The 25,245-nt window shown below is 66.3% G+C and carries 25 protein-coding genes; 9 read left to right on the plus strand and 16 right to left on the minus strand.

From position 1 onward, the window contains the following. Window positions 1-108: 108 nt before the first annotated feature. Genes scpA through AC3WRI_RS22050 form a run of 9 tightly spaced genes read right to left on the minus strand, consistent with a single transcriptional unit; the run spans window position 109 to window position 8,798 of the window. Complete coding sequence (scpA, locus tag AC3WRI_RS22010) at window positions 109-2,187, minus strand: methylmalonyl-CoA mutase (protein WP_492294084.1); 2,079 nt, start codon at window positions 2,185-2,187, stop codon at window positions 109-111. Then, window positions 2,184-3,020 (minus strand): Pnap_2097 family protein, encoded by an 837-nt coding sequence (locus AC3WRI_RS22015; protein ID WP_492294085.1) that lies wholly within the window; start codon window positions 3,018-3,020, stop codon window positions 2,184-2,186. Before AC3WRI_RS22015 ends, scpA begins: the two co-directional genes overlap by 4 nt. 1 nt (window position 3,021) lies before the next feature. Then, window positions 3,022-4,308 (minus strand): MSMEG_0569 family flavin-dependent oxidoreductase, encoded by a 1,287-nt coding sequence (locus AC3WRI_RS22020; RefSeq protein ID WP_439667930.1) that lies wholly within the window; start codon window positions 4,306-4,308, stop codon window positions 3,022-3,024. Window positions 4,309-4,343: 35 nt separating this feature from the next. Further along, complete coding sequence (locus AC3WRI_RS22025) at window positions 4,344-4,631, minus strand: MSMEG_0570 family nitrogen starvation response protein (protein WP_010811746.1); 288 nt, start codon at window positions 4,629-4,631, stop codon at window positions 4,344-4,346. Between the two features lie 8 nt (window positions 4,632-4,639). Then, the gene (locus tag AC3WRI_RS22030; protein ID WP_492294087.1) at window positions 4,640-5,635 is read right to left on the minus strand and encodes a sll0787 family AIR synthase-like protein; all 996 of its coding nucleotides are present in this window, start codon (window positions 5,633-5,635) and stop codon (window positions 4,640-4,642) included. Next, the gene (locus AC3WRI_RS22035) at window positions 5,632-6,186 is read right to left on the minus strand and encodes an MSMEG_0567/Sll0786 family nitrogen starvation N-acetyltransferase (protein ID WP_492294088.1); all 555 of its coding nucleotides are present in this window, start codon (window positions 6,184-6,186) and stop codon (window positions 5,632-5,634) included. The genes AC3WRI_RS22030 and AC3WRI_RS22035 overlap by 4 nt, the downstream gene beginning before the upstream one ends. Further along, entirely contained in the window at window positions 6,183-7,286 is a 1,104-nt protein-coding gene (locus AC3WRI_RS22040; RefSeq protein ID WP_412459425.1) for an MSMEG_0568 family radical SAM protein, read from the minus strand. The genes AC3WRI_RS22035 and AC3WRI_RS22040 overlap by 4 nt, the downstream gene beginning before the upstream one ends. Continuing rightward, window positions 7,279-8,295, minus strand: a complete 1,017-nt coding sequence (locus tag AC3WRI_RS22045) for a Nit6803 family nitrilase (protein ID WP_010811742.1) — start codon at window positions 8,293-8,295, stop codon at window positions 7,279-7,281. The genes AC3WRI_RS22040 and AC3WRI_RS22045 overlap by 8 nt, the downstream gene beginning before the upstream one ends. Window positions 8,296-8,315: 20 nt before the next feature. Continuing rightward, complete coding sequence (locus AC3WRI_RS22050) at window positions 8,316-8,798, minus strand: MSMEG_0572/Sll0783 family nitrogen starvation response protein (protein WP_010811741.1); 483 nt, start codon at window positions 8,796-8,798, stop codon at window positions 8,316-8,318. Window positions 8,799-9,212: 414 nt separating this feature from the next. Here AC3WRI_RS22050 and AC3WRI_RS22055 point away from each other — a divergent pair, with 414 nt between their 5' ends. Continuing rightward, on the plus strand, window positions 9,213-10,604 hold the full coding sequence (locus tag AC3WRI_RS22055) for an aminotransferase-like domain-containing protein (RefSeq protein WP_492294090.1): 1,392 nt from the start codon (window positions 9,213-9,215) through the stop codon (window positions 10,602-10,604). A gap of 71 nt (window positions 10,605-10,675) precedes the next feature. On the opposite strand, the gene AC3WRI_RS22060 is transcribed toward AC3WRI_RS22055, so the two are convergent. The 6 genes from AC3WRI_RS22060 to catA all read right to left on the minus strand — a co-directional run bounded on the left by AC3WRI_RS22060 (window position 10,676) and on the right by catA (window position 16,298). Continuing rightward, window positions 10,676-11,371, minus strand: a complete 696-nt coding sequence (locus AC3WRI_RS22060) for an alpha/beta hydrolase (protein WP_492294091.1) — start codon at window positions 11,369-11,371, stop codon at window positions 10,676-10,678. A gap of 109 nt (window positions 11,372-11,480) precedes the next feature. Beyond that, window positions 11,481-12,266 (minus strand): 1,6-dihydroxycyclohexa-2,4-diene-1-carboxylate dehydrogenase, encoded by a 786-nt coding sequence (locus AC3WRI_RS22065; RefSeq protein WP_010811738.1) that lies wholly within the window; start codon window positions 12,264-12,266, stop codon window positions 11,481-11,483. A 17-nt stretch (window positions 12,267-12,283) separates the two neighbouring features. Beyond that, entirely contained in the window at window positions 12,284-13,303 is a 1,020-nt protein-coding gene (benC, locus tag AC3WRI_RS22070; RefSeq protein WP_011615428.1) for a benzoate 1,2-dioxygenase electron transfer component BenC, read from the minus strand. A 21-nt stretch (window positions 13,304-13,324) separates the two neighbouring features. Continuing rightward, the gene (gene benB, locus AC3WRI_RS22075; RefSeq protein WP_011615429.1) at window positions 13,325-13,840 is read right to left on the minus strand and encodes a benzoate 1,2-dioxygenase small subunit; all 516 of its coding nucleotides are present in this window, start codon (window positions 13,838-13,840) and stop codon (window positions 13,325-13,327) included. Then, window positions 13,837-15,270 (minus strand): benzoate 1,2-dioxygenase large subunit, encoded by a 1,434-nt coding sequence (benA, locus tag AC3WRI_RS22080; RefSeq protein ID WP_010811736.1) that lies wholly within the window; start codon window positions 15,268-15,270, stop codon window positions 13,837-13,839. The genes benB and benA overlap by 4 nt, the downstream gene beginning before the upstream one ends. A 104-nt stretch (window positions 15,271-15,374) precedes the next feature. Continuing rightward, window positions 15,375-16,298, minus strand: coding sequence for a catechol 1,2-dioxygenase (gene catA / locus AC3WRI_RS22085; RefSeq protein WP_058698658.1), 924 nt, complete (start codon window positions 16,296-16,298; stop codon window positions 15,375-15,377). 146 nt (window positions 16,299-16,444) lie between these two features. Between catA and AC3WRI_RS22090 the strand changes: the two genes are divergently transcribed. From AC3WRI_RS22090 to AC3WRI_RS22110, 5 genes are all read left to right on the plus strand, one after another. Then, entirely contained in the window at window positions 16,445-17,362 is a 918-nt protein-coding gene (locus AC3WRI_RS22090) for a LysR family transcriptional regulator (protein ID WP_010811734.1), read from the plus strand. A gap of 113 nt (window positions 17,363-17,475) precedes the next feature. Continuing rightward, window positions 17,476-18,621: a muconate/chloromuconate family cycloisomerase gene (locus AC3WRI_RS22095; RefSeq protein WP_010811733.1), complete on the plus strand. Its 1,146-nt coding sequence runs from the start codon at window positions 17,476-17,478 to the stop codon at window positions 18,619-18,621. Between the two features lie 45 nt (window positions 18,622-18,666). Then, complete coding sequence (gene catC, locus AC3WRI_RS22100) at window positions 18,667-18,945, plus strand: muconolactone Delta-isomerase (RefSeq protein WP_492294093.1); 279 nt, start codon at window positions 18,667-18,669, stop codon at window positions 18,943-18,945. Window positions 18,946-18,958: 13 nt separating this feature from the next. After that, entirely contained in the window at window positions 18,959-19,741 is a 783-nt protein-coding gene (gene pcaD, locus AC3WRI_RS22105) for a 3-oxoadipate enol-lactonase (protein ID WP_492294095.1), read from the plus strand. Window positions 19,742-19,767: 26 nt separating this feature from the next. Continuing rightward, entirely contained in the window at window positions 19,768-20,622 is an 855-nt protein-coding gene (locus AC3WRI_RS22110) for a 3-oxoadipate:acetyl-CoA acetyltransferase (protein ID WP_010811730.1), read from the plus strand. Window positions 20,623-20,755: 133 nt separating this feature from the next. Here the strand turns inward: AC3WRI_RS22110 and AC3WRI_RS22115 are convergent, their stop codons facing one another. Beyond that, window positions 20,756-21,451: a TetR/AcrR family transcriptional regulator gene (locus tag AC3WRI_RS22115; protein WP_010811729.1), complete on the minus strand. Its 696-nt coding sequence runs from the start codon at window positions 21,449-21,451 to the stop codon at window positions 20,756-20,758. A 291-nt stretch (window positions 21,452-21,742) separates the two neighbouring features. Here AC3WRI_RS22115 and AC3WRI_RS22120 point away from each other — a divergent pair, with 291 nt between their 5' ends. From AC3WRI_RS22120 to AC3WRI_RS22130, 3 genes are all read left to right on the plus strand, one after another. Next, on the plus strand, window positions 21,743-23,467 hold the full coding sequence (locus tag AC3WRI_RS22120) for an AMP-binding protein (protein WP_492294097.1): 1,725 nt from the start codon (window positions 21,743-21,745) through the stop codon (window positions 23,465-23,467). A 71-nt stretch (window positions 23,468-23,538) separates the two neighbouring features. Further along, window positions 23,539-24,720 (plus strand): isovaleryl-CoA dehydrogenase, encoded by a 1,182-nt coding sequence (locus AC3WRI_RS22125; protein ID WP_439670588.1) that lies wholly within the window; start codon window positions 23,539-23,541, stop codon window positions 24,718-24,720. Between the two features lie 64 nt (window positions 24,721-24,784). Then, window positions 24,785-25,245, plus strand: a 461-nt coding sequence (locus AC3WRI_RS22130) for a carboxyl transferase domain-containing protein (RefSeq protein ID WP_492294099.1), incomplete at its 3' end; no start/stop codon positions are given.

The following is a 25,245-nucleotide window of genomic DNA, read 5'->3' on the forward strand; positions in this document are numbered from 1 at the left end:
CAGGCGGCACGCCTCTGGCCGCGGCCGTGCAGGCGCTGCTGCCGCTGTGTATCACGCATGCGCCCGGCTACATGCTGGTGGGCGACGTGGCGATCGAGGACGTCACGCTTACGCCGTAGGCATCCTCGACAACGTGAGCGCAGCCACGATGGTGCTCACGATGATCTCCATCGGCGTGCCCGGTCCGAAAATCCCCTGCACGCCGCACTGGCGCAGCAAGCGCCTGTGGTCTGCCGGAACAATGCCGCCGACGAAGACCGGCACTTCGAGCGCACGCTGCCGCAAGGCGTGTAGCAGCGCCGGCAGCAGATCCAGATGCGCGCCGCCCAGCGTGGAGATGCCGATGGCATCGAACTCGCCATCGCAAGCAGAAGACGCAACCGCCTCGGCGGACTGAAACAGCGGTGTCAGTTCGACCACGAACCCGGCATCCGCAAGCCCGGCCGCCACCGCTTTCGCACCGCGGTCGTGGCCGTCCTGGCCCAGCTTGGCCACGAGGATCCGGGGCGCGCGGCCGAGCCGCTCGCGCAGCGCACTGACGCACTCGCAGGCGGCCAGCCATTCTGTGTTGCCGGCGCGGGCCGTGCCGTACAGCGCAGCGTCGTAGGACGCCCGGACCGTATGGCGCGGCCACACCTGGAGCAGGGCCCGGGTACATTCCCCGACCGTGGCGCGGCAACGCATGGCGTCGATCGCACAGGCCAGCAGGTTGGGGCCGCCGTGCCTGGCGGCCTCGGTCAGCGCCGCCAGCGCATGCCTGGCCGCGGCGTCATCGCGGCGGCTGCGCAGCGCGTCCAGGCGACGTGCCTGTTGCACGCGCACCTGGCTACCGTCGATCTCCAGGCATTCCTGGCCATTGTCGTCGGGCTCCTGGTAGCGGTTGACACCCACCACGACCTCTTCCCGCGCATCGAGCCGAGCCTGCGTCCGCAGCGCATTCTGGTGGATGCGCCGCTGCACCCAGCCGGATTCAAGGGCTGCCAGGATGCCACCCTCAGCGTCGATGTGCGCCAGCACCGCGCGAACCTCCGTCACCATGCGGCCGGTCAGCGACTCGATCAGGTAGGAGCCCGCCCACGGGTCCGCCACGTCGCACAGGCCAAACTCATGCTGCAGGATCAGCTGCGTATCGCGGGCCAGCCGCGAGGCCTGCGCGCCCGGCAAAGCCAATGCCTCGTCAAAGCCGTTGGTATGCAGCGACTGCGTACCACCGAAGATCGCGGCCATCGCCTCGATCGTGGTGCGCGCGACATTGTTGAGCGGCTGCTGCGCGGCGAGGGTCCAGCCCGAAGTCTGGCAATGCATGCGCATGGCGGTGGCGCGCGCGCTGGTGCCGCCCAGCTCGCACACGATGTCGTGCCACAGGAGCCGCGCGGCGCGCAGCTTGGCGATCTCGACGAAGAATGGCTTGCCGACGCCGAAGAAGAAGCTCAGTCCGCCGCAGAATGCATCGACATCAAGGCCGCGCTCTCGCAGCAGGCCGACATAGGTCCTGGCATTGGCCAGTGTCAGTGCCAGTTCCAGCACCGGATCGGCGCCTGCTTCCTGGAAGTGATAGCCCGAGATCGACATGCCGTTGAACTTCGGCGCATGCGCGGCCAGCCATTCGACCACGTCGGTGGCGATGCGCAGCGACGGCTGCGGCGCATGGATCCAGGTGTTCCGGACCATGAACTCCTTGAGGATGTCGTTCTGGATGGTGCCGCGCAGCTGTTCGAACGGGACGCCCCATTCCTCGGCCGCGACCAGGAACGCTGCCAGTACTGGCAGCACCGCACCACTCATGGTCATCGATACCGACACACGGTCCAGCGCAATGCCATCGAACAGGCGCCGCACATCGTCGACCGAGTCGATGGCCACGCCGGCCATGCCGACATCGGCCTGCGCCAGTGGATCGTCAGAATCATAGCCGCGATGGGTCGGCAGGTCGAAGGCCACCGACAAGCCCTGCGCGCCCTGCTTCAGGGCCTCGCGATAGGCGAGGTTCGACGTCACGGCGTCGCCGTATCCCCCGTACTGGCGGATGGTCCATGGCCTGCCGCGGTACATGGAGGGATAGGGGCCACGAACGAACGGGGCCTCGCCGGGCATGCCGCCCAGGTGGCCAAGACCAGTCAGGTCGCCGTGCCCGTAGACCGGCTTCAGCTCAAGGGCGCCTGCCGGGTCATCCCGTTTCGCGTTCATCGTTGCCTCCACCGCTTCTGCGTGACCACATCTGCGATCTTCTCGCCGTCGCGGCTGCGCCGGATCTCACACCAGTGCGTCAATCCTTCCTCGTCCTCGCGCAGCGCGGAGAAGATCAGCTCCAGCGACTCGCCGACATTGACGTTGCCATGGAAGAACAGGTCCCGCGCGAACACCGTGGGCGGATCCGCGTCGCGGCGCCATTGCCATTCCGCGCGATCGACCATGGCCTGGAAGCTGGCGAAGTACAGCAGGTCGGCGCCATTGAAGTCGTTGCAGGGGCACGGCAGGTACTCGGCCGCGTGGCAGACGCGATGCCGGGCCTGATCGAGCCCGAGATGCATGCCCCAATCCCCGCCGCGAAAACGCCGCGCCAGCAGCGACAGTTCCGCCGCCTGTGCCGACGGGCCGGCGCCGGCCCACTGCGCGGCCACGGTCGGCATGGTGCGCACGACCGAGCGGTTGTCCCGCTCACGCGTGCGGCGGATGAAGGTGGACAGCATCGTCACGCTGGCGCGGCGGCCCCCCTGCATGTCGACCGCATGTTCGCTGAGGTGCTTCACGCCACCCGCTGGCACGATGCGCGAACCGATGCTGAACTCGGCGTGCTCGCCGACCGTTTGCGGCGCGGCATCCCGCACGCGGATCGCGGTGAACGCCGCATACACCGGATTGCCCTCGGCATCGCGGAAGTCCGGCACCCCCAGGCCGGCGCCGGCGGCCAGCAGGCGCCAGTGCAGGTCGCCGCAGGACTTCAGCAGCCAGTTCTCTGACAGGCCGGTGTATGCCAACTGGGGCATGCCGGCCACATGGCGCGAGACGACGGCTTCCATGTCAGGCGGCCAGCGCGGTGTCGGCCCGGCCTGCGGCGACCAGGGCGGCCAGGTACTCGGCGTCGCGCGCGATGCCGGAGAATCGCCCCGATCCCCACGTGTGCAGCCAGGGCAGGCCAAGAAAGTACAGGCCGGCGTGTGCGGTCACGCCACGTTCGTGGCCCGGATAGCCGCGGCCGTTGAACACCGGCACTTCGAGCCAGCTGAAATCCGGCCGGAAGCCGATGCACCAGATGATCGAACCAATGCCGGCTGCCTGAGGATCAAGTTCGGTGCGCTCGGCCGGTGGCGCCCATACGGGCGCATAGACGCTCGGCGGCGGCGCCTCGATACCTCGCTCCGCGATGAACTTGTCGATGCTCGCGTTGATGCGGTTGTAAGTCGCATCGGCATCGTCCAGGTTGCGACGCAGGTCCGGAGCAAAACGCAGTTGGCCGTCGAGGTAGTCGTCGAGCAAGCCGTAGAGCTCCATGCCCTCAGTGGCAAACCTGCGCAGGTCGATATCGCGCCCGCCGTCGCGGCCGGTGACATAGTGGTTGGTGTTGTCGCGAACGCCCTCGCGCAGCGGATGCTCGGTGACCGGCAGGTCGTAGTATTTCATGTCCGCGAGCCAGTCCACGACGTCCCGCCCGCGATAGAAGCGCGCGCAGCGCGGCGCCTCGCCGACGGCCAGGTACACCTTGCGGCCGGCCAGGTGCAGGTCTTCCGCAATCTGCGCACCCGACTGGCCCGAGCCAACCACGAGCACCGCACCCTCGGGCAGCGACTCGGGATTCCTGTATTCGGACGATTGCAGCTGCCGGACCGACGCCGGCAGGCGCTCGGCCATGCGCGGCACGATCGGCGTGTGATAACCGCCCGAGGCCACCACCACCTGGTCTGCGGTGAATGCACCCTGGCTCGTCACCACGGCAAATCCCCCCTGAGCGCGCGCCTTCACTTGCCGTACCTCGGTGTGCTCGAGCACCGGTGCGCCGACCGTCCGGATAAAGCCATCGAGATAGGCCGTGATTTCATCCTTCTTCATGAAGCCGTGCGGATCATCACCCTGGTAGGGATAGCCCGGCAGCGCGCATTGCCAGTTCGGCGTCACCAGGCAGAACGCATCCCAGCGTTGCGTGCGCCAGGTATGCGTGACGGTGTGCTTCTCGATGATGAGATGATCGATGCCGGCCTGCTTCAGGAAGTAGCTCATCGATAGTCCGGCCTGGCCGCCGCCGACAATGATGACGCCGTAGTGCCTGGGTTCTGCGGCCTGGTCCGGATTGGTGTAGATGACGTTGGACATGTTGGATCCTTTAAGGCGAGGAATTTGAAGAACGGCTAGCTGCCAAAGCCGAGAAACCGGACGGTGGCGCCGTCCTGGCCCCGGAACCGCTGCGCGGCGATTTCCAGGATGCGGAGCTGGTCCATCGCGGACGAGCAGGCGTAGCCATACCTGGCACGCACCCGCTCGGAAGCGGCGCCCAGCGCGGTACGCGCGCGCTCGACGAACTCGTCCAGCGGATACGCCGCCCCTTCGGCAAAGTGCTCCGTGACGATGGAGGATGGGGAATAGCAGGCCATCTCGGTCTGGTCAGGCCAGCGGATGCGGAAATAGGTAACTGGCATGGCAGGTCTCAGGTTGGGGAATCGAGCGGCGTGGCCAGGCGCGTCGGCAGGATGAACCCTGCCTCGCGGAAGTCCCACAACGTGGCCCGTTCGCCGGCGTGCGTGAGCGTGGCGACACGGGAATCGTCGATGGCGCCGATCTGGGCGCAGGCAATGCCGCGATCGAGGAAGCGGCGTTCGACCGTCTGCGCATCGTCGTCATCGACGGCCAGCAGGAAGCCATAGCTGGGGAATGCCGTCAGCCATCGCTCCAGCGGCACGCCATCGGGCCGCGGAATGCGCTCCAGCGCGATGCTGGCGCCCACCCCGGAGCATTCGAGCAGCATCAGCGCGGTGCCGAGCGCACCCGCCATGCTGATGTCCTTGGCCGCGGTGCAAAGGCCGTCTTCGGCCAGCACCGGCAAGAGTTCGAGATCCGCGCGCAGTCGTTCGCCCGGCGCGCCCGTCGATGCGTTCCAGAACGGGTACGGCTCCGCGAACGCGCCGCGCAGGTCCACCGCCATCAACAGGCGCTGCCCGGGACGCGCCGCGAAACTCGACAGCAGCTTGCGCGCCCGGCCAACGATCGCCACGGCAAGCTGGCTTTCCTCGCTGCGCGCGTTGCTGTGACCGCCGACGATCGGCACGCCATAAGCGGCAGACGCCGCTGCCATGCCCTTGAGCACTTCAGCGGCGTCGGCGGCGCCATGGCTCCATAGCGCATCGACCACGGCCGTCGGCCTGCCGCCCATCGCATAGATATCGCTGATGTTGACCATGACCGCGCTGTAGCCGGCGAACCACGGCATCGTGCGGATGAAATCACTGACCAGTCCTTCAATGGCGAACAGCAGGTAGCCGTCGCCATCCCGCCATGCCGCGCAGTCGTCGCCGACATCGACAGCCATGGCCGCGTTGCGTCCGGTGGCCGCGGCGCCGAGTGGCGACAGCATGGCCGGGATATCGGTCTTATGCGCAAAACCCCGGCTGCTGCGCAAGGTGTGTACGAGGTCGTCGAGGCTCATCGCACGGCCCTGCCTTCCGCAATCAGGCCCGCGTGCGGCGTATGACAAGGTGGGTAATGGTTCAGGTCTGCCTGCATCAGGTGGTGAGGCCGCCCGAGCAGCGTCTCCTCTGCCAGGACGTGCCAATGCAAGCGCCTGAACAAGGGCACGTTCTGGCTCTGCACGTGCGCAAGGAAGCGCCGGCAGCCGATCGCGTGGGCGCTGCTCACCGCCAGGCGGATCAGCGTCGCACCGATCTTGCCCTGGCTTCGGTATGCCGCATCCACCGCAAGCCGCGAGCCGAACCACACGCCCGGCTCGCTTTCATGGATGCGAACCGTGCCGACCACGGTGCCGGGATGGCGGGGCAATTCCTGCTCGAAGCGCACCGCCACCAGCAGTTGCGCCACGTCGTCCACCGCGTCCCGGTCGTCGCCCGCGAAGATGCCCTGCTCCTCGCAGAACACGGCCTGGCGCAGGCGATAGGCCTGCTCCGCCTCCCAGGTGTGCTCCGCCCAGCGGATGCGGAACATCGGGATGCCCGGCACCTCGACGCAGAGATCGCTTTTCATGATGTCGCTCCGTCGGTCGCCAGTGCCGCCTCGCGCTCGTAGGTGGCCAGTGACGAGCACGCGCCGCACTTGCCGCAACCTGCCTTGATGTCGGACGAGCGCATGCCGGCGGCGCTCAGCATGGCGCCGAGCGGCTGCAGGATCGACTGCATGAAGGCCGGCGAGGGTGCCGGGTGGTCCTCCAGCGGCGTGCCGGAGATCGGCACGAAAGGCACCACGAACGGATACACCCCGAGCTCGATCAGCTCGCGCGAGATCGACAGGATGGCTTCCGCGGTGTCGCCGAGTCCCGCGAGGATGTACGTGCTGACCTGCGCCCTGCCGAACACCGCAACGGCGGCCTTGAAGGCTTCCATGTAGCGGCTCGGAGGCACCGCCGCCTTGCCCGGCATGATGCGCTCGCGCAGCGCCGGCGTGACGACCTCGAGGTGCATGCCGAGCGTGTCGATGCCGGCGGCCTTCATGCGCTCAAACCAGCGGTCGTCGTCGGGCGGCTCGCACTGCGCCTGGATCGGCAGGTCGACCGCGGCCTTGATGGCGAAGGCGCTCTCGCAAAGAATAGCCGCGCCCCGATCCGGCGTCGGCGGCGTGCCGGTGGTCAGCACCATATGCCTGACGCCGTCGAGCAGCACTGCGGCGCGCGCCACTTCGGCCAGTTGCTCCGGCGTCTTGCGCGCGATCGTGCGGCCCGCCGCCAGCGACTGGCCGATCGAGCAGAACTTGCAGGTCTTTTTGCGGCTCTCGTAGCGGATGCAAGTCTGCAGCACCGTGGTGGCCAGCACATCGGCGCCATGCAGCGTGGCGATATGCGAGTACGGGATGCCCTCCAGGGTCTGCAGCGCATGGAAACGCGGCGCCTTCGGAAAGCTGATGCTGGCAATCGGGATGGTGCCGCGCATCAGCGCGCTGCGCCCCGTTCCGTCGGGCGCCTGCGCCACGAACGGCGAGTGCCACGCGGTACTGGTATGCACCGGCACCATGATGGTCACGCCGTCGATGGTGACCGCCTTGTGATCGGACGGACCCGCCCCGCCGCGCCGGCTGGCCGCGCCGGCATTCGGGTCTTCCAGGCGCAGCCCGACGGACTGCAGTTCAGTCATCAATTGCCGGCTCGAAGCCGGCACGCTCGCGCTGGATGTCATCGCGGATACTCCCATGGAAGTTGGAGAAGGCGCCTGCCATCGGCACTGCCGTCGCCGCCGGCCGCTCATTGATGGCCAGGCTTAGCAGTTCCGGGCGCGCGTAGTGGCCCACCGAATCCATCATGCGCTTGCGCTTGGTGATGAGCGACATGTCGAGGTCGGCAATGACCATGCCCTCGCCCTCGCGCAACGGCGGCGCCAGGTGCTGGCCCTCCGGCGAGATGATTGCAGTGTTGCAGCCGCCGCGCAGCGCCTTCTGCAGCGCCGGATCGGTGGTCACGGAGGCGATCTGCGCTTCGGTCAGCCAGCCGGTGGCGTTGACGACGAAGCAGCCGGATTCCAGCGCGTGATGCCGGATCGTGACTTCGATCTGCTCGGCAAAGATCGGCCCGACCAGCGAGCCCGGGAACTGGCTGCAGTGGATTTCCTCGTGCTGGGTCATCAGCGCATAGCGGGCCAGCGGGTTGTAGTGCTCCCAGCACGCCAGCGCGCCGACGCGGCCGATCGCGGTGTCCGCGACCTTCAGGCCGGCCGCATCGCCCTGCCCCCAGATCATCCGTTCGTGGAAGGTGGGCGTGATCTTGCGGCGCTTGACCGCGAGGTTGCCCTCGGTGTCGAAGATAAGCTGCGTGTTGTACAGGCTGCCGTGGTCGCGCTCGTTCACGCCGAGCACCACGACCATGCCGTGCCGGCGTGCGCGCCCGGCGACGGCATCGGTGACCGGGCCGGGCACCACCACGGCCTGCTCGTACAGCCGCATGTGGTCGCTGCCGGAGTGCACCGGCGGCCGTACGAAGGAGAAGTACGGGTAGTACGGCACGAAGGTCTCCGGGAAGACGATCAGCTGCACGCCTTTCCCGGCGGCCTCGTCGATCGCCTCGCAGACCTTGGCCAGCGTGCCTGCGCCGCTCTCGAGGTCGGGCGCGATCTGGACCGCGGCCGCGCGCACAATGCGTTTCTGTGACATGGTGGCACCTGCCCTTTTGCTCAGACCGTCCAGGTATCGATGATCAGCGCGTTCTCCTTGCGGTGCAGCAGCTTGAGGTCGAGCACATCGAGCGGATTGATCGGGCGGATGCCCTCGATCAGCGAGGCCTCGCCGTGGCCGTACAGGGCCTGCAGGGCGAAGCGGCAGGCGTAGACCTTGCCGCCCTCGTCCATGAACTTGGTGAGCTGCTTGTTGAAGTTCATATGCCCGGGGAATGCCTCGTCGCCAAGCGTCGGGAAGCCGCGCTGAACGCCAAGGTTCACGCCGGGGCCGTACAGCAGGATCGAGGTCTCGAAGCCCTTGCGCAGCAGGCGCGTGGCCTGCAGCATGTTGACGAAGCCGATCGAGCCTTCGAAGGCGACGGTGTGGAAGGTCACCAGCGCCTTCTCGCCGGCTTCGGCCTTTACGTCCTCGAATACCTTCTCTTCATAGTCGACCAGGAAATCGCCCTTCTTGTGGGCCGGTTTGCTGACAGCAGGCATGCTTCTCTCCGTTGCGTTGATGGGGCAGTGCGGCCGACCGATCCCTTGCCGATCGACCGTTCGGCGCCAGGCCGAACACGCCAACATCCGCAACCGATGTGCCACGCAATGCCCGCAGTCATGCGATCAATCTCCAATCAAGCCGAAGCCGACCAAATGATCGGCCCAATGATCGCAACGGCTTTGGCCATGGATGCCACCAAAGGCGCACAGCGCACGCCATGACGGCTTCGCCACAATGCACATTTTTGAACGGGAACCAGCCGCCTGGTGCGCACGCGTGGTGCATCCGCGCTGATATCGCACCATCATTGAGAACTTCTGATGCAATCGCTTGTGCGGCTTGGTAAGCGATCATTCGGGTGCTACCCTCAGGGCACTGAATGCCATCGCATCGCGCAGCGGGAGACCACGGTGTCCAACCTGACCAGCCATTGGGTAAAACGTATCGCCGGCAGTGCCAAGCCGGCCTATTTACTGATTCCGGACCTGATCGAGGAGGCACTGGCCGACGGCCAGTTGCGCGCGCGCGACCGGCTGCCGCCGCTGCGCGACCTGGCCGAAGCGCTGCAACTGAACTACACCACCGTGGCGCGCGGCTACAGTGAAGCGAGGAAGCGGGGATTGATCGACACCAAGACAGGAAGTGGCACCTACGTGCGCGGACGTGCGCCCGCGATGCCGCTGCGCGGCGGCACGGGTGCGGAGATGTCCATGAACATGCCGCCGGAGCCGCCCGCGATGACAGCGCGGCTTCGTTCCGCCATGGCGCAACTGCTGGAGGCTGCCGATCCCTACACGCTGCTGCGCTACCAGGACTTCGGCGGAACCCCGGCCGATCGCTCGGTTGCTGCGAAATGGCTGCGCCGCTGGGTGCCGGCATGCAGCGCGGACACCGTGCTGGTCACGCCCGGCATCCACAGCGCGCTGGTTGCACTGCTGTCGCAGCTCGCACGGCCGGCGCAGACCATCTGTGCCGACGCGCTGGCCTACCCCGGCATCAAGGCCATCGCCGCGCAGCTCAATATCCAGCTACAGGCGCTGCCCGGCGACGAGGATGGCCCGTTCGCCCACGCCTTCGAAGCCATGTGCAAGACACAGAAGCCGGCGGCGCTCTATTGCAATCCGACCATCCAGAACCCGAGCACGCGCACCATGCCGCAGGCACGCCGCGAGCAGCTCGCCGAAGTCGCGCTGCGCTACAGCGTGCCGATCATCGAGGACGATGCCTACGGCATGCTGCCGCTGCGGGCACCACAGACATTTGCCGCGCTCGCCCCGGAACTCACCTATTACGTCACCGGCCTGTCCAAATGCCTGGGCGCCGGGCTGCGCATAGCGTTCCTGCACGCCCCCACCGCCCGGCAGGCGCAGCGCCTGGCTGGCACCCTGCGGGCAACGACGGTGATGGCGAGCCCCATCAACACATTGCTCGCTACATCCTGGATCAAGGACGGAACGGTGGACGACATGCTCAAGGCCATCCGCGCCGAAAGCGCGGCGCGGCAGTTGATTGCGCGCCATGTGCTCAAGGGCCTGGCCTATGACGCGGACCCGGAGGGCTTTCACCTGTGGCTGCCGATCCCGGCGGCTTCAGCGTGGAGCCCGTCGGAACTGGCGCTGCACTTGCGCTCGCGCGGCATCGGCGCGGTATCGGCCGCCGCCTTCTCGACCGACGGCAACCCGCCCGATGCGATCCGTGTCTGCCTGGGCGGCCCGGGCGAGCGCGATGAGATCGAGGAGTCGCTGCGGATCATCGCGGAAACGCTCGATAATCCGCATCACTTGCATTCAGCGATGCTGTAGCCGGGGGGGCTCCCCTTGACCGCGCAGCTTTCCGCTGTTCGGCGCACTGGTCCGGCGGGGCGTTCAGGGCGCTATCCCCTGACCGACTCCGTCGCGGCTTCGTCGATCAACGCTGCAACCTCGGCTGGCTTCGAAGCCAGCGAAGCATGGCTTGCCGCCAGAGTCACGACCTTCCGGGGATTGAGCCGGGCCGACATCTTCAGTTGGTTTTCGGGGGCGATCATTCTGTCTTCGCTGGAAATCTGGTACCAGGACGGCTTCTTTTTCCAGGCCGGCGTCGTGATGACGTCGCCGAAGGTGCTTGCAAGCGGCGCCTTCTGCGTCACCGCCATCACCAGCGCGTCGTCGGGCGAAAGATCCTGGCAGAAGCTCTCATGGAACTTATCGGACTTGAGCCACAAGTAGCCGTCGCTGTCGGGTTCGAGATTGGGCGCCGCAACCGGAAGATGCTGATGCGTAATGCCACCGGGGCTCTCCCCCGCATCTGGCGCAAACGCCGCGATATACACAAGCCCCACCACATTGGGCTGGTCACCCGCCTGGGTAATCACCGCACCACCGTACGAATGCCCCACCAGGAGGACCGGCCCCTTCTGCTGGGCAATCATCTTGCGGGTACGCTCGACATCGTCAGCAAGCGATGTCAGCGGCATTTCAACGGCGCGGACGTTCGTATACCCCTTTCGCGCCAGTTCGACGATGACTTTTCCCCAATGCGCGGCACCTCCCCAGAAACCGTGCACCAGAATGATCGAGGGCTTGCTCATGATCTGACTCCTATCTGCCAATGAAGGCTGTAAGCCGAACAATGCAACACGCTGCAGTCCCTCGGCGGTCGGACTGCGCCCCAATCGATTCCACCCAGACGCTGGCTCATCAGCCCTGATCCCCGCCGCCAACTGGCAAGACCGTGCCGGTAATGTACGAAGCCTCATCCGATGCGAGAAACAGGATGGCATGGACCTGCTCGTCGATCGTGCCATAGCGGTGCATCAGGCTCGAGGCCCTGGTCTGGTCGACAATGGCCTGGTACCAGATGGCCTCCTGCTCGCTCTGCGCTGCCATGTTGCGCGGAATCCTGCGCGGCGGCGCCTCGGTGCCGCCGGTGGCCACGGCGTTGACGCGCACGCCTTCGTGCGCATGCTCGAAGGCGAGGCTGGCCGTCAGTGCGTTAACGCCGCCCTTGGCCGCCGCGTAGGGCACGCGGTGGATGCTGCGCGTGGCAATCGACGACACGTTGACGATGACGCCCTGCCGGCGCGCGACCATGCCGGGCAGCACCGCGCGGCAGCACCACAGCGTGGGGAACAGCGAGCGCCGGATCTCGGCTTCGATCTGGTCCTCCTCATAGGCCTGGAAGGGCTTGGCCCAGATCGTGCCGCCCACGTTGTTGACGAGGATGTCGATGCGGCCGAAGGCTGCTTCGGCCGCCTGCGCCATCTGCGTGGCGCCGGCATAGCGCTCCAGGTCGGCGTGCACTGCGATGGCCTGCCCGCCCGCAGCAACGATCTGCGCCGCGACTTCATCGACCAGCGCCGATCGGTCGACCAGCACCACCGAGGCGCCCTCGGCGGCGGCGGCCTGTGCGACGCCGCGGCCGATGCCTTGCGCGGCCCCGGTCACGATCATGGCTTTGCCGGCAAAGCGTGTAGCAGTTCTCATGTTGTCGTGCTCCTTGCTCATGCCGCGTTGCTGGCCGAGAACTTCTCATAGTAGAAGCCGGCGGGCGTGATGCCGCTCTGCTGCAGCCAGCCGCGCACGGCCTCCACCATCGCCACGGGGCCACACAGGTAGATGTCGACATCGCCGCCGTTGAGCCATTCCGGCTCCACATGGGCTGTGACATAGCCCTTGCGTGGGTGGTTACTGGCAGCGTCGGCGACGCAGGTACGGTATTCGAAGCCGGCCAAGGCACCCTGGGCCGTATCGATGCGTGACAGCGCCACCAGGTCGATGTCGTTGGTGACCCCGTAGACCATGCGCACCGGCTGCGCACAGCCGCTGGCGGCCAGCACATCGAGCATCGACAGGAACGGGGCGATGCCGGTGCCGCCGGCCAGGAACAGCACCGGCCGTGTCACCGCGCGCAGGTAGAAGCTGCCGTACGGACCCGAGAACGCCACGCGCTCGCCGGACTTGGCCTGGCTGGTCAGCCAGGTGCTCATCCGCCCTTCCGGCACGTTGCGCACCACGAAGCCGGTGCGCGCGCTGCCGGGCGCGGAGCTGAAGGAATAGGAGCGCGTCTGCCCGGTGCCCGGGATCTCGACATTGACATACTGGCCGGGCAGGAAGTCCAGGCCGGCGGCCTCGTCCAGGTCGATGGAAAAGCCGATGGTCGAATCGGAGAGCTGTTCCAGCTCGGCCAGCGTCCCCTGGTAGGTGGTGACGCCGGTCTTGCACGCGGCCGACGAGGCGGGCACGCGAATCACGCAGTCCGAACGCGGGCGCGTCTGGCAGGCCAGCACGTAGCCCTGGCCAGCTTCCTCCGCGGTCAGCGCATCTTCGATATAGCTGGATTCGGGCAGGTCATAGCTGCCCGACTCGCACAGCCCGCGGCAGGTACCGCAGGCGCCGTCGCGGCAGTCCAGCGGGATATTGATCTGCTGCCGGTAGGCGGCATCGGACAGGGTCTCGTGCTCGCCGCAGGTGATGAACCTGGTGACGCCGTCTTCGAATTGCAGGGCGATGGTGTGTTCCATGGCGCGTTCCTCCAGCCTGGATCAGATGTGATAGATGTCGATGACCTGGTTGATGTAGTCGTTCTTGAGCACGACATACTTGTCCAGGATGCGCGGCTGGGCGCCGGAGAGGTCGAGCGTGTAGCGCGACATGCCGAAGTAGCTGTAGGTGGTCTGGTAGCGATGGCTCAGCGTGTGCCAGTTGAAACGCACGGTGCAGGTGTCGCCCGCCACCCCGAGCACTTCGACGTTGCTCAGGTTGTGGCTGGTGCGCGTGTCCGGAATGGTGGCGCTGGAGCGCTCGGTCTTGATGCGGAACACGCGATCCTCCAGGCCCTGGCGGGTCGGGTAATAGATCAGCGAGATCTCGCGCTGCGGGTCGGTGATCAGCTTGCCGTCGTCATCCCAGCAGGGCATCCAGAACTTTGCGTCGGGGTGGTAGCACGCAAGCCATGCGTCCCACTCTTCGTCATCCAGCAGCCGTGCCTCGCGGTACAGGAAGGACTGGATGGCGGCCATGTCGACCGGTTGGTCGAGGGTGATGTCGGCGGTGCTCATGCTGCGCTCCCTGCGGCGGCGTCGGTGGTGTCGGTGGCTTCATTCGCGGCTTCGGCGGATTGCTCTGCCACGGCCTTCTTCATCACGTCCAGCCAGTAGCGGTGCTGCACCGTGTAGAGGCCCTCGTCCTCGGTGCGCACCCCGCTCATCACGGGCTTGAGTCCGATGCGCTGCGCGGCCTCGTCGGCACCGTCGATCCAGTGCTTCGCGCCGCGGCACATGTCGTTCCAGGCCAGTGCCTGCCCGGCGTAGCCCTGCTGGCAAGCGCGGAACTCCTCGAGGTCGTCGGGGGTGGCCATGCCGCTGACGTTGAAGAAGTCCTCGTACTGGCGGATGCGGCGCGCGCGCGCCTCGTCGGATTCTCCCTTCGGCGCGATGCAGTAGATGGTGACCTCGGTCTTGTCGACGGCCAGCGGACGCAGCAGGCGGATCTGCGAGCCGAACTGGTCCATCAGGTAGACGTTGGGATAAAGGCACAGGTTGCGAGAGTTCTGGATCATCCAGTCCGCGGTCTCGGCGCCGCAACGCTCGGCGAATTCCTCGCGGCGGCTGAAGTTGGGGCGGTCCTCCGGGTTGGCCCAGCGCGTCCACAGCAGCATGTGGCCATGCTCGAAGGCGTAGAAGCCGCCGCCCTGCTGGCCCCACTTGCCGGCGTCCATGGCGCGGATCTTGTCTTCCTGCGCGTTCTTCTGCTTGCGCTGGCTGGTGGTTGCGGCGTAGTTCCAGTGCACCGCCGACACGTGGTAGCCATCGGCGCCGTTCTCGGCCTGCAGCTTCCAGTTGCCCTCGAACGTGTAGGTGGACGAGCCGCGCAGCACCTCGAGCCCGTCGGCCGACTGGTCGACGATCATGTCGATGACGCGCGCCGCTTCGCCCAGGAAATCCTTCAGCGGCGGCACGTCAGCGTTCAGGCTGCCGAACAGGAAGCCGCGGTAGTTCTCGAAGCGCGCCACCTTCTTCAGGTCGTGCGAGCCTTCCTTGTTGAAGCAGTCAGGGTAGCCGGCGTTCTCGGGATCCTTCACCTTCAGCAGCTTGCCGCTGTTGTTGAAGGTCCAGCCGTGGAACGGGCAGGTGTAGGTGGCTTTGTTGCCGCGCTTGTGGCGGCACAGCATGGCGCCGCGGTGGCTGCACGCGTTGATGAAGGCGTTCAGTTCGCCCTGGCGATTGCGCGCGATCACCACCGGCTGGCGGCCGATATGGGTGGTGTAGTAGTCGTTGTTGTTCGGGATCTGGCTTTCGTGCGCCAGGTAGATCCAGTTGCCCTCGAAGATGTGCTTCATCTCGAGTTCGAACAGCTCTTCGTCAGTGAAGGCCGCGCGGTGCAGCCGGTAGTCGCCGCTTGCCTTGTCTTCCACCAGGAAGGTATCCAGGTCGAGGCGCTTTGCGCCGGGGCGAACGGGGGCCTTGCCCTCCGGATAGATGGGGATCATGGAGTTGTCTCCTGCCGATGTCTTGTCGCCGGGGCGGCGCTGCGCATGGCGCTGCCGCCCGGACTGGATCTGCCGGCCCGCGCGGCGGGCGGCATTGCGGAAAATCAGGCGGCGGCGCGCTGGCGCTCCACCTCGGCGGCGGGGGCGCCGGCCTGCTCCGGCAGCAGCCGGAAATCGAAGTCGATCGAGGCGAACGGCTTGTCCACGCCGTGTTTGTCGAGCGCGGCGGCTTCGGTGACGCGGGTCACCGCCGGCACCAGCCCCTCGCGGCTGGCGAAGGCGAAGTCGTCCCACAGGTATTCGTCGCCGTCGATGTTGATCTGCGTGGTCAGCTTGCGGTGGCCGTCCGCCGACACGAAGAAGTGGATGTGGGCCGGGCGCCGGCCGTGGCGCGCAAGCTGGTCCAGCAGGCGCTGGGTGGTGCCTTGCGGCGGGCAGCCGTAGCCGTTGGGCACGTTGCTGCGGAACTGGTAGCGGCCGTTTGCATCGGTGACGATGGTGCGGCGCAGGTTGAAGTGCGACTGGGTCTTGTCGAAGAACGAGTAGTTGCCCATCAGGTTGGCATGCCACACCTCGACCCTGGCGCCGGGCAGCGGCTTGCCGTCGGCGCCGTACACCGTGCCTTGCATGAACAGGACCTCGCCCTTGCCGTCGTCGCTACCATCATCGAGCCGGGCAAAGCCGGTGCTTTCCGGGGCGCCGGCCACGTAGAGCGGGCCTTCGATGGTGCGCGGCGTGCCGCCGGTCAGGCCGGCGCGGGCTTCGGCCTCGTCGGCGCGGACGTCGAGAAAGCGTTCCAGCCCCAGGCCGGCGGCGAGCAGGCCCAACTCCTGGGTGGCGCCCGCCTCGGCGAAGTACTCGATGCCCTTCCAGACATCGCTGGCGCTCAGGTCGAGGTCCTCGATCGCCTTGAACAGGTCCGCGGTCAGGCGGACTACCACCTGCTGCACGCGCGGGTCGGGGGTGCCTTGCGTGCCGGTGGCGACGATAAAGCTGTGGACCAGGGCGTCGATTTCCGAGTGAGTCATGGGGGTCTCCATAGTTGTGGTTGGGTCCCGGTTCATGCTTTGCAGGTATCGAGCTTGTCTTCCGGGCACGGATGGAGCATAGTCAACGGCAGTTTTGGCAGTCCAACACTGATTTAGTATCCCATCGATACTCAGGAGGTATAGTCTTGGAATTGCGGCACCTGCGTTACTTCGTGGCGGTGGCAGAGGAACGCAACTTCACCCGGGCGGCCGAGCGGCTGCATATCGCACAGCCGCCGCTGTCGCGCCAGATCCAGCAACTGGAGGACGACCTGGGTGTGCAACTGTTCGAGCGCCACTCGCGCCCGCTGAAACTGACCGACACCGGGCGCTTCTTCTATACCCACGCGCTGCAACTGCTGGCCCAGACCGCGGAACTGCAGGCGATGACCAAGCGGGTCGGCAAGATCGAGCACAAGATGTCGGTCGGCTTTGTCGGCTCCACGTTGTATGGGATGCTGCCGCGGATCATCCGGCGCTTCCGGCAGATGCACGCCGATCTCGAACTGAGCCTGCACGAGATGTCGACCATGGACCAGATCAAGGCGCTCAAGGAGGGGCGCATCGATGTGGGCTTCGGGCGCATTCGCCACGAAGACCCGTCGGTGCGGCGCGTGGTGCTGCGTGAGGAGCGCATGATCGTGGCGCTGCCGGTCGGCCATCCGCTGGCTGACGCCAAGCCCGAACTCGCGCTGCACGACCTGGTCGGCGAGCCGCTCATCATCTTCCCCAAGGCGCCGCGCCCGAGCTTTGCCGACCAGGTGCTGGCCGCCTTCCACGACCGCGCCCTGAAGCCGCGCCGCCTGCACGAGGTGCGCGAGCTGCAGATCGCGCTCGGGCTGGTGGCGATGGGCGAAGGCATCTCGGTGGTCCCGAGCAGCGTCTACGGGCTCAAGCGGGGCGACGTGACCTACAAGGAACTGGACGATCCCAAGCTGGTGTCGCCCATTATCATGAGCACGCGCATGCTGGACGAGTCGGCCGACCTGCGCTCGCTGCGGGACATGATCTACCAGCTCTACGAGGATGAGGGCATGGCCTACCTGCCGCCGCCGAAGGAATAGGACGCAACGGGCAGTTCATACTCTGTAGGTATGAAATCAGACGCCAACGGTCTTGGACACCCCAAAAATAGCCCTCCATACTCCGGTGCAACGTTCAACTGCCTCAGGAAGGTATGAAAGTGGCGACGCAGCAAAGCATCACGGCCATCGAGTCCATCGAGGCCATCCTGGTCGATCTTCCGACCATCCGGCCGCACCAGCTCGCCATGGCGACCATGCAGCGGCAGACGCTGGTGATCGTCCGCCTGCGCTGTGCCGACGGCATTGAAGGCCTCGGCGAGGCGACCACCATCGGTGGACTTTCCTACGGCGACGAGAGCCCCGAGGGCATCAAGCTGACCATCGACAGCTACCTTGCACCGGCGCTGCTGGGCCAGGATGCGGCCAATGTGCATGGCGCCATGGCGCGCCTCGGCAAGGTCGCACGCGGTAACCGCTTCGCCAAGTCGGCGCTCGAGACCGCACTGCTGGACGCGCAGGGCAAGCGTCTCGGCGTGCCGCTGGCGACACTGCTGGGCGGTGCCGTGCGCGACACCCTGCCGGTGCTGTGGACGCTCGCCAGCGGCGACACCGCGCGGGACATCGACGAGGCCGAGCGCCTGCTCGCCGAGCGCCGTCACGATACCTTCAAGCTCAAGATCGGCCGGCGCAGCGTGCGCGAGGACGTCGCACACGTTTCCGCGATCAAGCGCGCGCTGGGCGAGCGCGCGCGTGTCACGGTGGACGTCAACCAGGCCTGGAACGAAGCGGATGCCGCCACCGGCATTGCCATGCTGGAGACCGCCGGCATCGACCTGATCGAGCAGCCCACGCCACGCGAGCAACGCGCCGCGCTGGCGCGCCTGGCGGCGCGTTTCGTGGTGCCCATCATGGCCGACGAAGCGGTGTGCGGGCCCGAGGACGCGATGGAACTGGCCCGCATCGGCGGCGCCGACGTGTTCGCCCTGAAGATCGCCAAGTCGGGCGGCATCTTCGGCATGCTGCGCACGGCCGCGGTGGGCGATGCGGCCGGCATCGCGCTGTATGGCGGCACCATGCTCGAAGGCAGCATCGGCACCATTGCCGCCGCCCACGGCTTTGCGACCCTGCCGCAACTGGCGTGGGGCACCGAACTGTTCGGCCCGCTGCTGCTGAAGGACGACATCGTCGCCGAGCGCCCCGTCTACCGCGACTTCGCGTTGCACCTGCCGCAGGGCCCCGGCCTGGGCATGGCGCTGGACGAGGACAAGCTCGCCCACTACCGGCGCGACCGCGCCTGATTCCCTGCCATCAGACCCCATCAGAATCGAAGCGAGGAGACACCAATGCTGTATCTGGTACGAATGGACGTAAACCTGCCGCACGACATGCCCGCCGCGCAGGCGGAGGACATCAAGGCGCGCGAGAAAGCCTATGCGCAGGACCTGCAGCGCCAGGGCAAGTGGCAGCAGCTCTATCGCGTGGTGGGCGAGTATGCCAACTACAGCGTGTTCGACGTCGAGTCCAACGAGACGCTGCACACGCTGCTGTCGGGGCTGCCGCTGTTCCCGTACATGAAGATCGCCGTCACGCCGCTGGCGCCGCATCCTTCATCGATCCGCTGAGGGAGCCCACGTCATGCGCTTTGCCACCCGCGACGGGCTTCGCCTTCACTATGAACTTAACGGTCCGGCCGGCGCGCCGGTGCTGGCCCTGTCCAACTCGCTGGGCACCACCCTGTCGATGTGGGACCCGCAGATGCCGGCGCTGCTGGAGCGCTTCCGCGTGCTGCGCTACGACACGCGCGGCCATGGCGCCTCCGGCGTGCCGGCAGCGCCGTTCGGCATGGCCGAGCTCGGGGCCGACGTGCTGGCGGTGATGGACCATGCCGGTGTCGAGCACGCCCACTTCTGCGGCCTGTCGATGGGCGGCATGACCGGCATCTGGCTGGCACGCCACCATCCCGAACGCTTCGGCCGCTTCGTGCTGGCCAATACCGCGGCGCTGATCGGCCCGGCGTCCGGCTGGAACACGCGCATCGAGCGCGTCCGCAACGAGGGCATGGCGGCGATCGCCGGGGGCGTGCTGGCCCGCTGGTTCACGCCGGCCGCGCTGGCCGGCGATCCGGCGCACATCGCGCCCGTGCTCGCCATGCTCGCATCCACGGATGCCGATGGCTATATCGCCAACTGCGCCGCCGTGCGCGACGCCGACCTGCGCGGCCTGCTGCCAGGCATCCGCTCGCGCGTGCTGGTGATCGCGGGCGTGCAGGATGCCGCCACCACGCCGGAACAGGGCCGCGAGCTGGCGCAAGGCATTGCCGGCGCCGAATACCTCGCGCTCAACGCCGCGCATTTGTCCAACTGGGAGTTGCCCGAGGCGTTTTCGCACGCGGTGATCCACTTCCTGTCACAGGCGTGATGCCATACATCCTTACCGGAGCCGACATGACCCAGCCCTGCATCATCTCCGTCGCCATCACCGGCTCGCTGCCGCGCAAGCGTGACAACCCTGCCGTGCCGATCACTGTCAGCGAGCAGGTCGAATCCACCCAGGCCGCCTTCGAGGCGGGCGCCACGCTCGTCCACCTGCACGTGCGCAATGACGACGAGACGCCCTCCTCCGAGCCCGACCGCTTTGCCCGCGTGCTGGAGGGCATCCGCAAGCATGCGCCGGGCATCATCACGCAGGTCTCCACCGGCGGCCGCTCAGGCGCGGGAAGGGAGCGAGGGGGGATGCTGTCGCTGCGCCCGGACATGGCGTCGCTTGCCACCGGCTCGGTCAATTTCCCCACTCGCGTCTATGACAATCCGCCAGACCTGGTGGACTGGCTCGCCGCGGAAATGAAGGCCTACGCCATCAAGCCCGAGATAGAGGCCTTCGACCTGTCGATGATCTTCCAGGCGGTGGCCATGCAACAGGCCGGCAAGATCGACGGCGCACTGCATATCCAGTTCGTGATGGGGATCAAGAATGCGATGCCGGTCGATCGCGAGGTGCTTGCCTTCTACGTGCACACCTTGCGGCGCCTGGCACCCGATGCGACCTGGACCGGCGCTGGCATCGGCCGGGACCAGCTGACGATGGCGCGCTGGTCGCTCGAACTGGGCGGCCATTGCCGCACCGGCCTGGAAGACAATGTGCGGCTTGACAAGCAGACACTGGCGCCCTCCAACGCCGCGCTGGTCAGCCAGGTAGCGGCCTTGTGCGAGGAATATGGGCGCCCCGTGGCGACAGTGGCCCAGGCGCGCGCGCTGCTGGGGCTGCCATCAATGGAAATCGACGGGCGTTCGCCCTGGTAGATTAAGGCCTAATCGAAGACGTGCAGGGCCGCCAGCAGGCGATCGCGCATGGCGGCGCATGAATCCGGCAAGGGTCCCTCGCAAGAACTAGATCAGTGGATTAGCGGACCGGCGCTTCAAGGCGCGCCGCACGTCAACCGTTGCCCGCCCTTCTCAATGCCGCGCCGACTTCTCCATAGAATGCGCGCAATTTCTCCACCTCGACGTCTACAGGCAGCAAGGCGGGCCACAACAACGCCACCATATCCCTGGCCGTCTTCTCGATATCCACTTGCCGCTGCCGGGCGATCGCGTCCCACAGGATGTGCTCCATCGGGCCGAGGATTGCCGAGCGCAGCAGGCTCAACGGCAGGTCATCCCGGATCTCGCCGTTGTCCCGCGCCCGCGCCAGCAAGTCCATCAACGGTGCCGTATAGCGGCGCTGCAGCGGTACGAACACCTCTCCCAGCCCCGGCCCTTTTGCACGCCCCTCCGACAACACCAGCGCACACAAGCCCGTCCCCTGGATCAGGAACAACCGCAGGTGTGTCCTGACATAGAACTCCAGCTGCACCTTTGTGCTTTGCCCGTGCGGCATGCCTTGTTCCACGGTGCTGATGATCTCGTCATACCAGTCCTCGATCACGCGTGCGCATAGCTCGCGCTTGCCATGGAAGTAGGTGAACACCGTGCCCTCGGAGATGCCCAGGCGCTGGGCGATCTCGGTGGTCGTGGTCCGCTCATAGCCGAGCTCGGCGAATACCTCGCGGCTGACGCGCAGGATGTCCCGGATGCGTTGTTCCGCCTTGGCGCCCGCCGGCACACGGCGGGGCGATGTGACGTCTTCCATCTTGATTGAGTCCTTGCTTGCCCGAAGGCGAGATTATAGGGCCGGCTCAGCCTTGACTTGAGCTTTACTCAATTTTAGGTTGCCATTTCGATTGGCACCATGTATTTTTCGATCATCGCACCAACGGGTGTCAGGCGAGCCTCGAAGGAATAGCCAAAAATAAAGCAACCGCGCCGCAAATATCCGGGAAAACCCGGAGACGCCACCCCAGAATCCATCGATGCGCTGTTTATTGAGTAACACTCACAAATATCCAACGTGACGAACCACAACCGGGCTTTGGAGACAAGTATGACGATGCAGGCCGAGTCCTCTCCCACCATCCTGCCGATTGGCGGGCTTTCGCATGTGAGAGGGGACACCACCATTCCGCTGTCGGAACAGACCGTGCCGGAGTTGCTGGCGCAAACGGTGGCTCGCTATCCCGAGCGGAAAGCCGTTGCCTTTCGCGAGCAAGGGGTGCGCTGGAACTGGCGCGAATTCTCCGATGCCGTGGACGCACTGGCGGCAGGCCTGCACACGCTGGGGCTGGCCAGAGGCGACCGAGTCGGCATCTGGTCCCCCAACCGGGTCGAGTGGCTGGTCACCCAGTTCGCCACGGCGCGGCTGGGGCTGGTGCTGGTGAACATCAATCCCGCCTACCGCCTGTCCGAGCTGGAGTACGCGCTGAACAAGGTGGGCGTCAAGGCGATCGTCGCGGCGGAAGCCTTCAAGACCTCACGGTACCTGGAGATGCTCCAGGTACTCGCCCCCGAACTGGCCACCTGCGCGCCGGGCGAACTGCAGGCGGCGCGGCTGCCGGCACTGCGCTGCGTCATCCGCATGGGCGACGACCATACACCCGGGATGCTCCGCTATGCCGACGTGATTGCGCGCGGCACAGGCGTGGCTCGGTCGACGCTGGCTGCCATCACGGCACAGCTGGACCGCCATGACCCGATCAACGTGCAGTTCACCAGCGGCACTACCGGTGCGCCCAAGGGCGCCACGCTGACCCATCGCAATATCGTCAACAACGCACGCTTCATTGCCATGGCGATGCGTTTCTCCGAGCAGGACAAGCTCTGCATCCCGGTGCCCTTCTATCACTGCTTCGGCATGGTCCTGGCGGTGCTGGCCTGCGTGTCCTCCGGCGCGGCAATGGTGTTCCCCGGCCAGGCCTTCGAGCCGGAAGCCACCATGCAGGCAGTCAGCGAAGAACGCTGCACGGCATTGCATGGCGTGCCGACCATGTTCATTGCCCAGCTCGATCACCCGAACTTCGCGAGCTACGACTTCTCTTCCCTGCGCACCGGCATCATGGCGGGGTCACCCTGCCCGATCGAAACCATGAAGCGCGTGGTGTCGCAGATGCATATGTCCGAGGTGACGATTGCCTACGGCATGACGGAAACTAGCCCGGTCTCCTTCCAGAGCAGCACCACCGATCCGCTGGACAAGCGCACGACCACGGTGGGCCGCATCCAGCCGCACCTCGAAGTCAGGATCGTGGATGCGACAGGTGCCACGGTTCCCGTAGGAGAAACCGGCGAGCTGTGTACCCGCGGCTATTCGGTGATGCTGGGCTACTGGGATGACGAGGCGCGTACCGCCGAAGCCATTCGCGACGGCTGGATGCACACCGGCGACCTCGCCACCATCGACGCGGAAGGCTACTGCAATATCGTCGGCCGCGTGAAGGACATGCTGATTCGTGGCGGCGAGAACATCTACCCGCGCGAGATCGAGGAGTTCCTGTTCCGCCATCCGAAGGTCCAGGCGGTCCAGGTGTTCGGCGTTCCCGACCAGAAGTACGGCGAGGAGGTCTGCGCGTGGATCGTGCTCAAGCCCGGCGCGAGCGCCACGGAGGACGAGATCCGCGATTTCTGCCGCGACCAGATCGCGCACTACAAGATCCCGCGCTACATCCGCTTTGTCGACGAGATGCCCATGACCATCACCGGCAAGGTACAGAAATTCGTGATGCGCGAGCGCATGACGCAGGACCTGAAACTCAGCGAATCCAGGACGGCCTGACGCGCTGGCGCCGGTGCACGGCGCCAGCCAATCCCCCCGCTCCTACAGACAACACCAGAGACAACACCGCTATGAACACCCTCCCCGGCCTCAAGTTCGACCTCGGCGAAGACATCGAAATGCTGCGCGATTCCGTGCGCGCCTGGGCTCAGGCCGAACTGGCCCCGCGCGCCGCCGAGATTGACCGCACCGACCAGTTCCCGATGGACGCCTGGAAGAAGATGGGCGACCTGGGCGTGCTGGGCATCACCGTGGCCGAGGAATACGGCGGCGCCAACATGGGCTACCTGGCGCACATGATCGCGATGGAAGAAATCAGCCGCGCCTCGGCGTCGGTCGGCCTGTCGTACGGCGCGCATTCCAACCTGTGCGTGAACCAGATCCACCGCAACGGCACGCCGGCGCAGAAGGCGAAGTACCTGCCCAAGCTGGTCTCGGGCGAATGGATCGGCGCGCTGGCCATGAGCGAGCCCAATGCCGGCTCCGACGTGGTCAGCATGAAGCTGCGCGCCGAGCTCAAGGGCGACCGCTACGTGCTCAACGGCACCAAGATGTGGATCACCAACGGCCCGGACTGCGACGTGCTGGTGGTCTACGCCAAGACCGAGCCCGAGCTGGGCGCGCGCGGCATGACCGCCTTTATCGTCGAGAAGGGCATGAAGGGCTTCTCGGTGGCGCAGAAGCTGGACAAGCTGGGCATGCGCGGCTCGCACACCGGCGAACTGGTATTCCAGGACGTGGAAGTGCCGGTCGAGAACATCCTTGGCGCCGAGAACGGCGGCGCCAAGGTGCTGATGAGCGGGCTGGACTACGAGCGCGCGGTGCTGTCCGGCGGCCCGGTCGGGATCATGCAGGCGTGCATGGACGTGGTCACGCCGTATATCCACGACCGCAAGCAGTTCGGCCAGAGCATCGGCGAATTCCAGCTGATCCAGGGCAAGGTGGCCGATATGTACACCACGCTGCAGGCCGCGCGCAGCTATCTGTATACGGTCGGCAAGAACCTGGACGCGCTGGGCAGCGGCCACGTGCGCCAGGTGCGCAAGGACTGCGCCGCGGTGATCCTGTACACCGCCGAGAAGGCCACCTGGATGGCGGGCGAGACCGTGCAGATCCTGGGCGGCAACGGCTATATCAACGAATACCCGGCCGGCCGCCTGTGGCGCGATGCCAAGCTGTACGAGATCGGCGCCGGCACCTCGGAGATCCGCCGCATGCTGATCGGCCGCGAGCTGTTCGCGGAAACCATGTAAGCGCGCCTACCTTCGCCATCTGCCGACCGACAGCACCATCTCGCGGCACACCCAGAAGCACGATATGCCAATCATCGAAACCAAACTGAACGCCCGCTCCGAGTCCTTCAAGGCCAACGCCGAAGCCATGCAGGCCCTGGTAGCCGACCTGGAGGCCAGGATCGCGAAGCTCGCCGAAGGCGGCGGCAAGGACGCGCGCGACAAGCACCTGTCGCGCGGCAAGCTGCTGCCGCGCGACCGCGTGCAGCAACTGCTGGATCCGGGCACCCCGTTCCTGGAGCTGTCGCAGCTTGCTGCGTACGAAATGTACGACGATGCCGCGCCTGGCGCCGGCATCATCACCGGCATCGGCCGCGTGGCCGGGCAGGAGTGCGTGATCGTCTGCAATGACGCCACCGTCAAGGGCGGCACCTACTACCCGATGACGGTCAAGAAGCATGTGCGCGCGCAGGAGATCGCCGAGGAGAACAACCTGCCGTGCATCTACCTGGTCGATTCCGGCGGCGCCAACCTGCCCAATCAGGA

Source organism: Cupriavidus sp. FW305-27 (assembly GCF_058787995.1).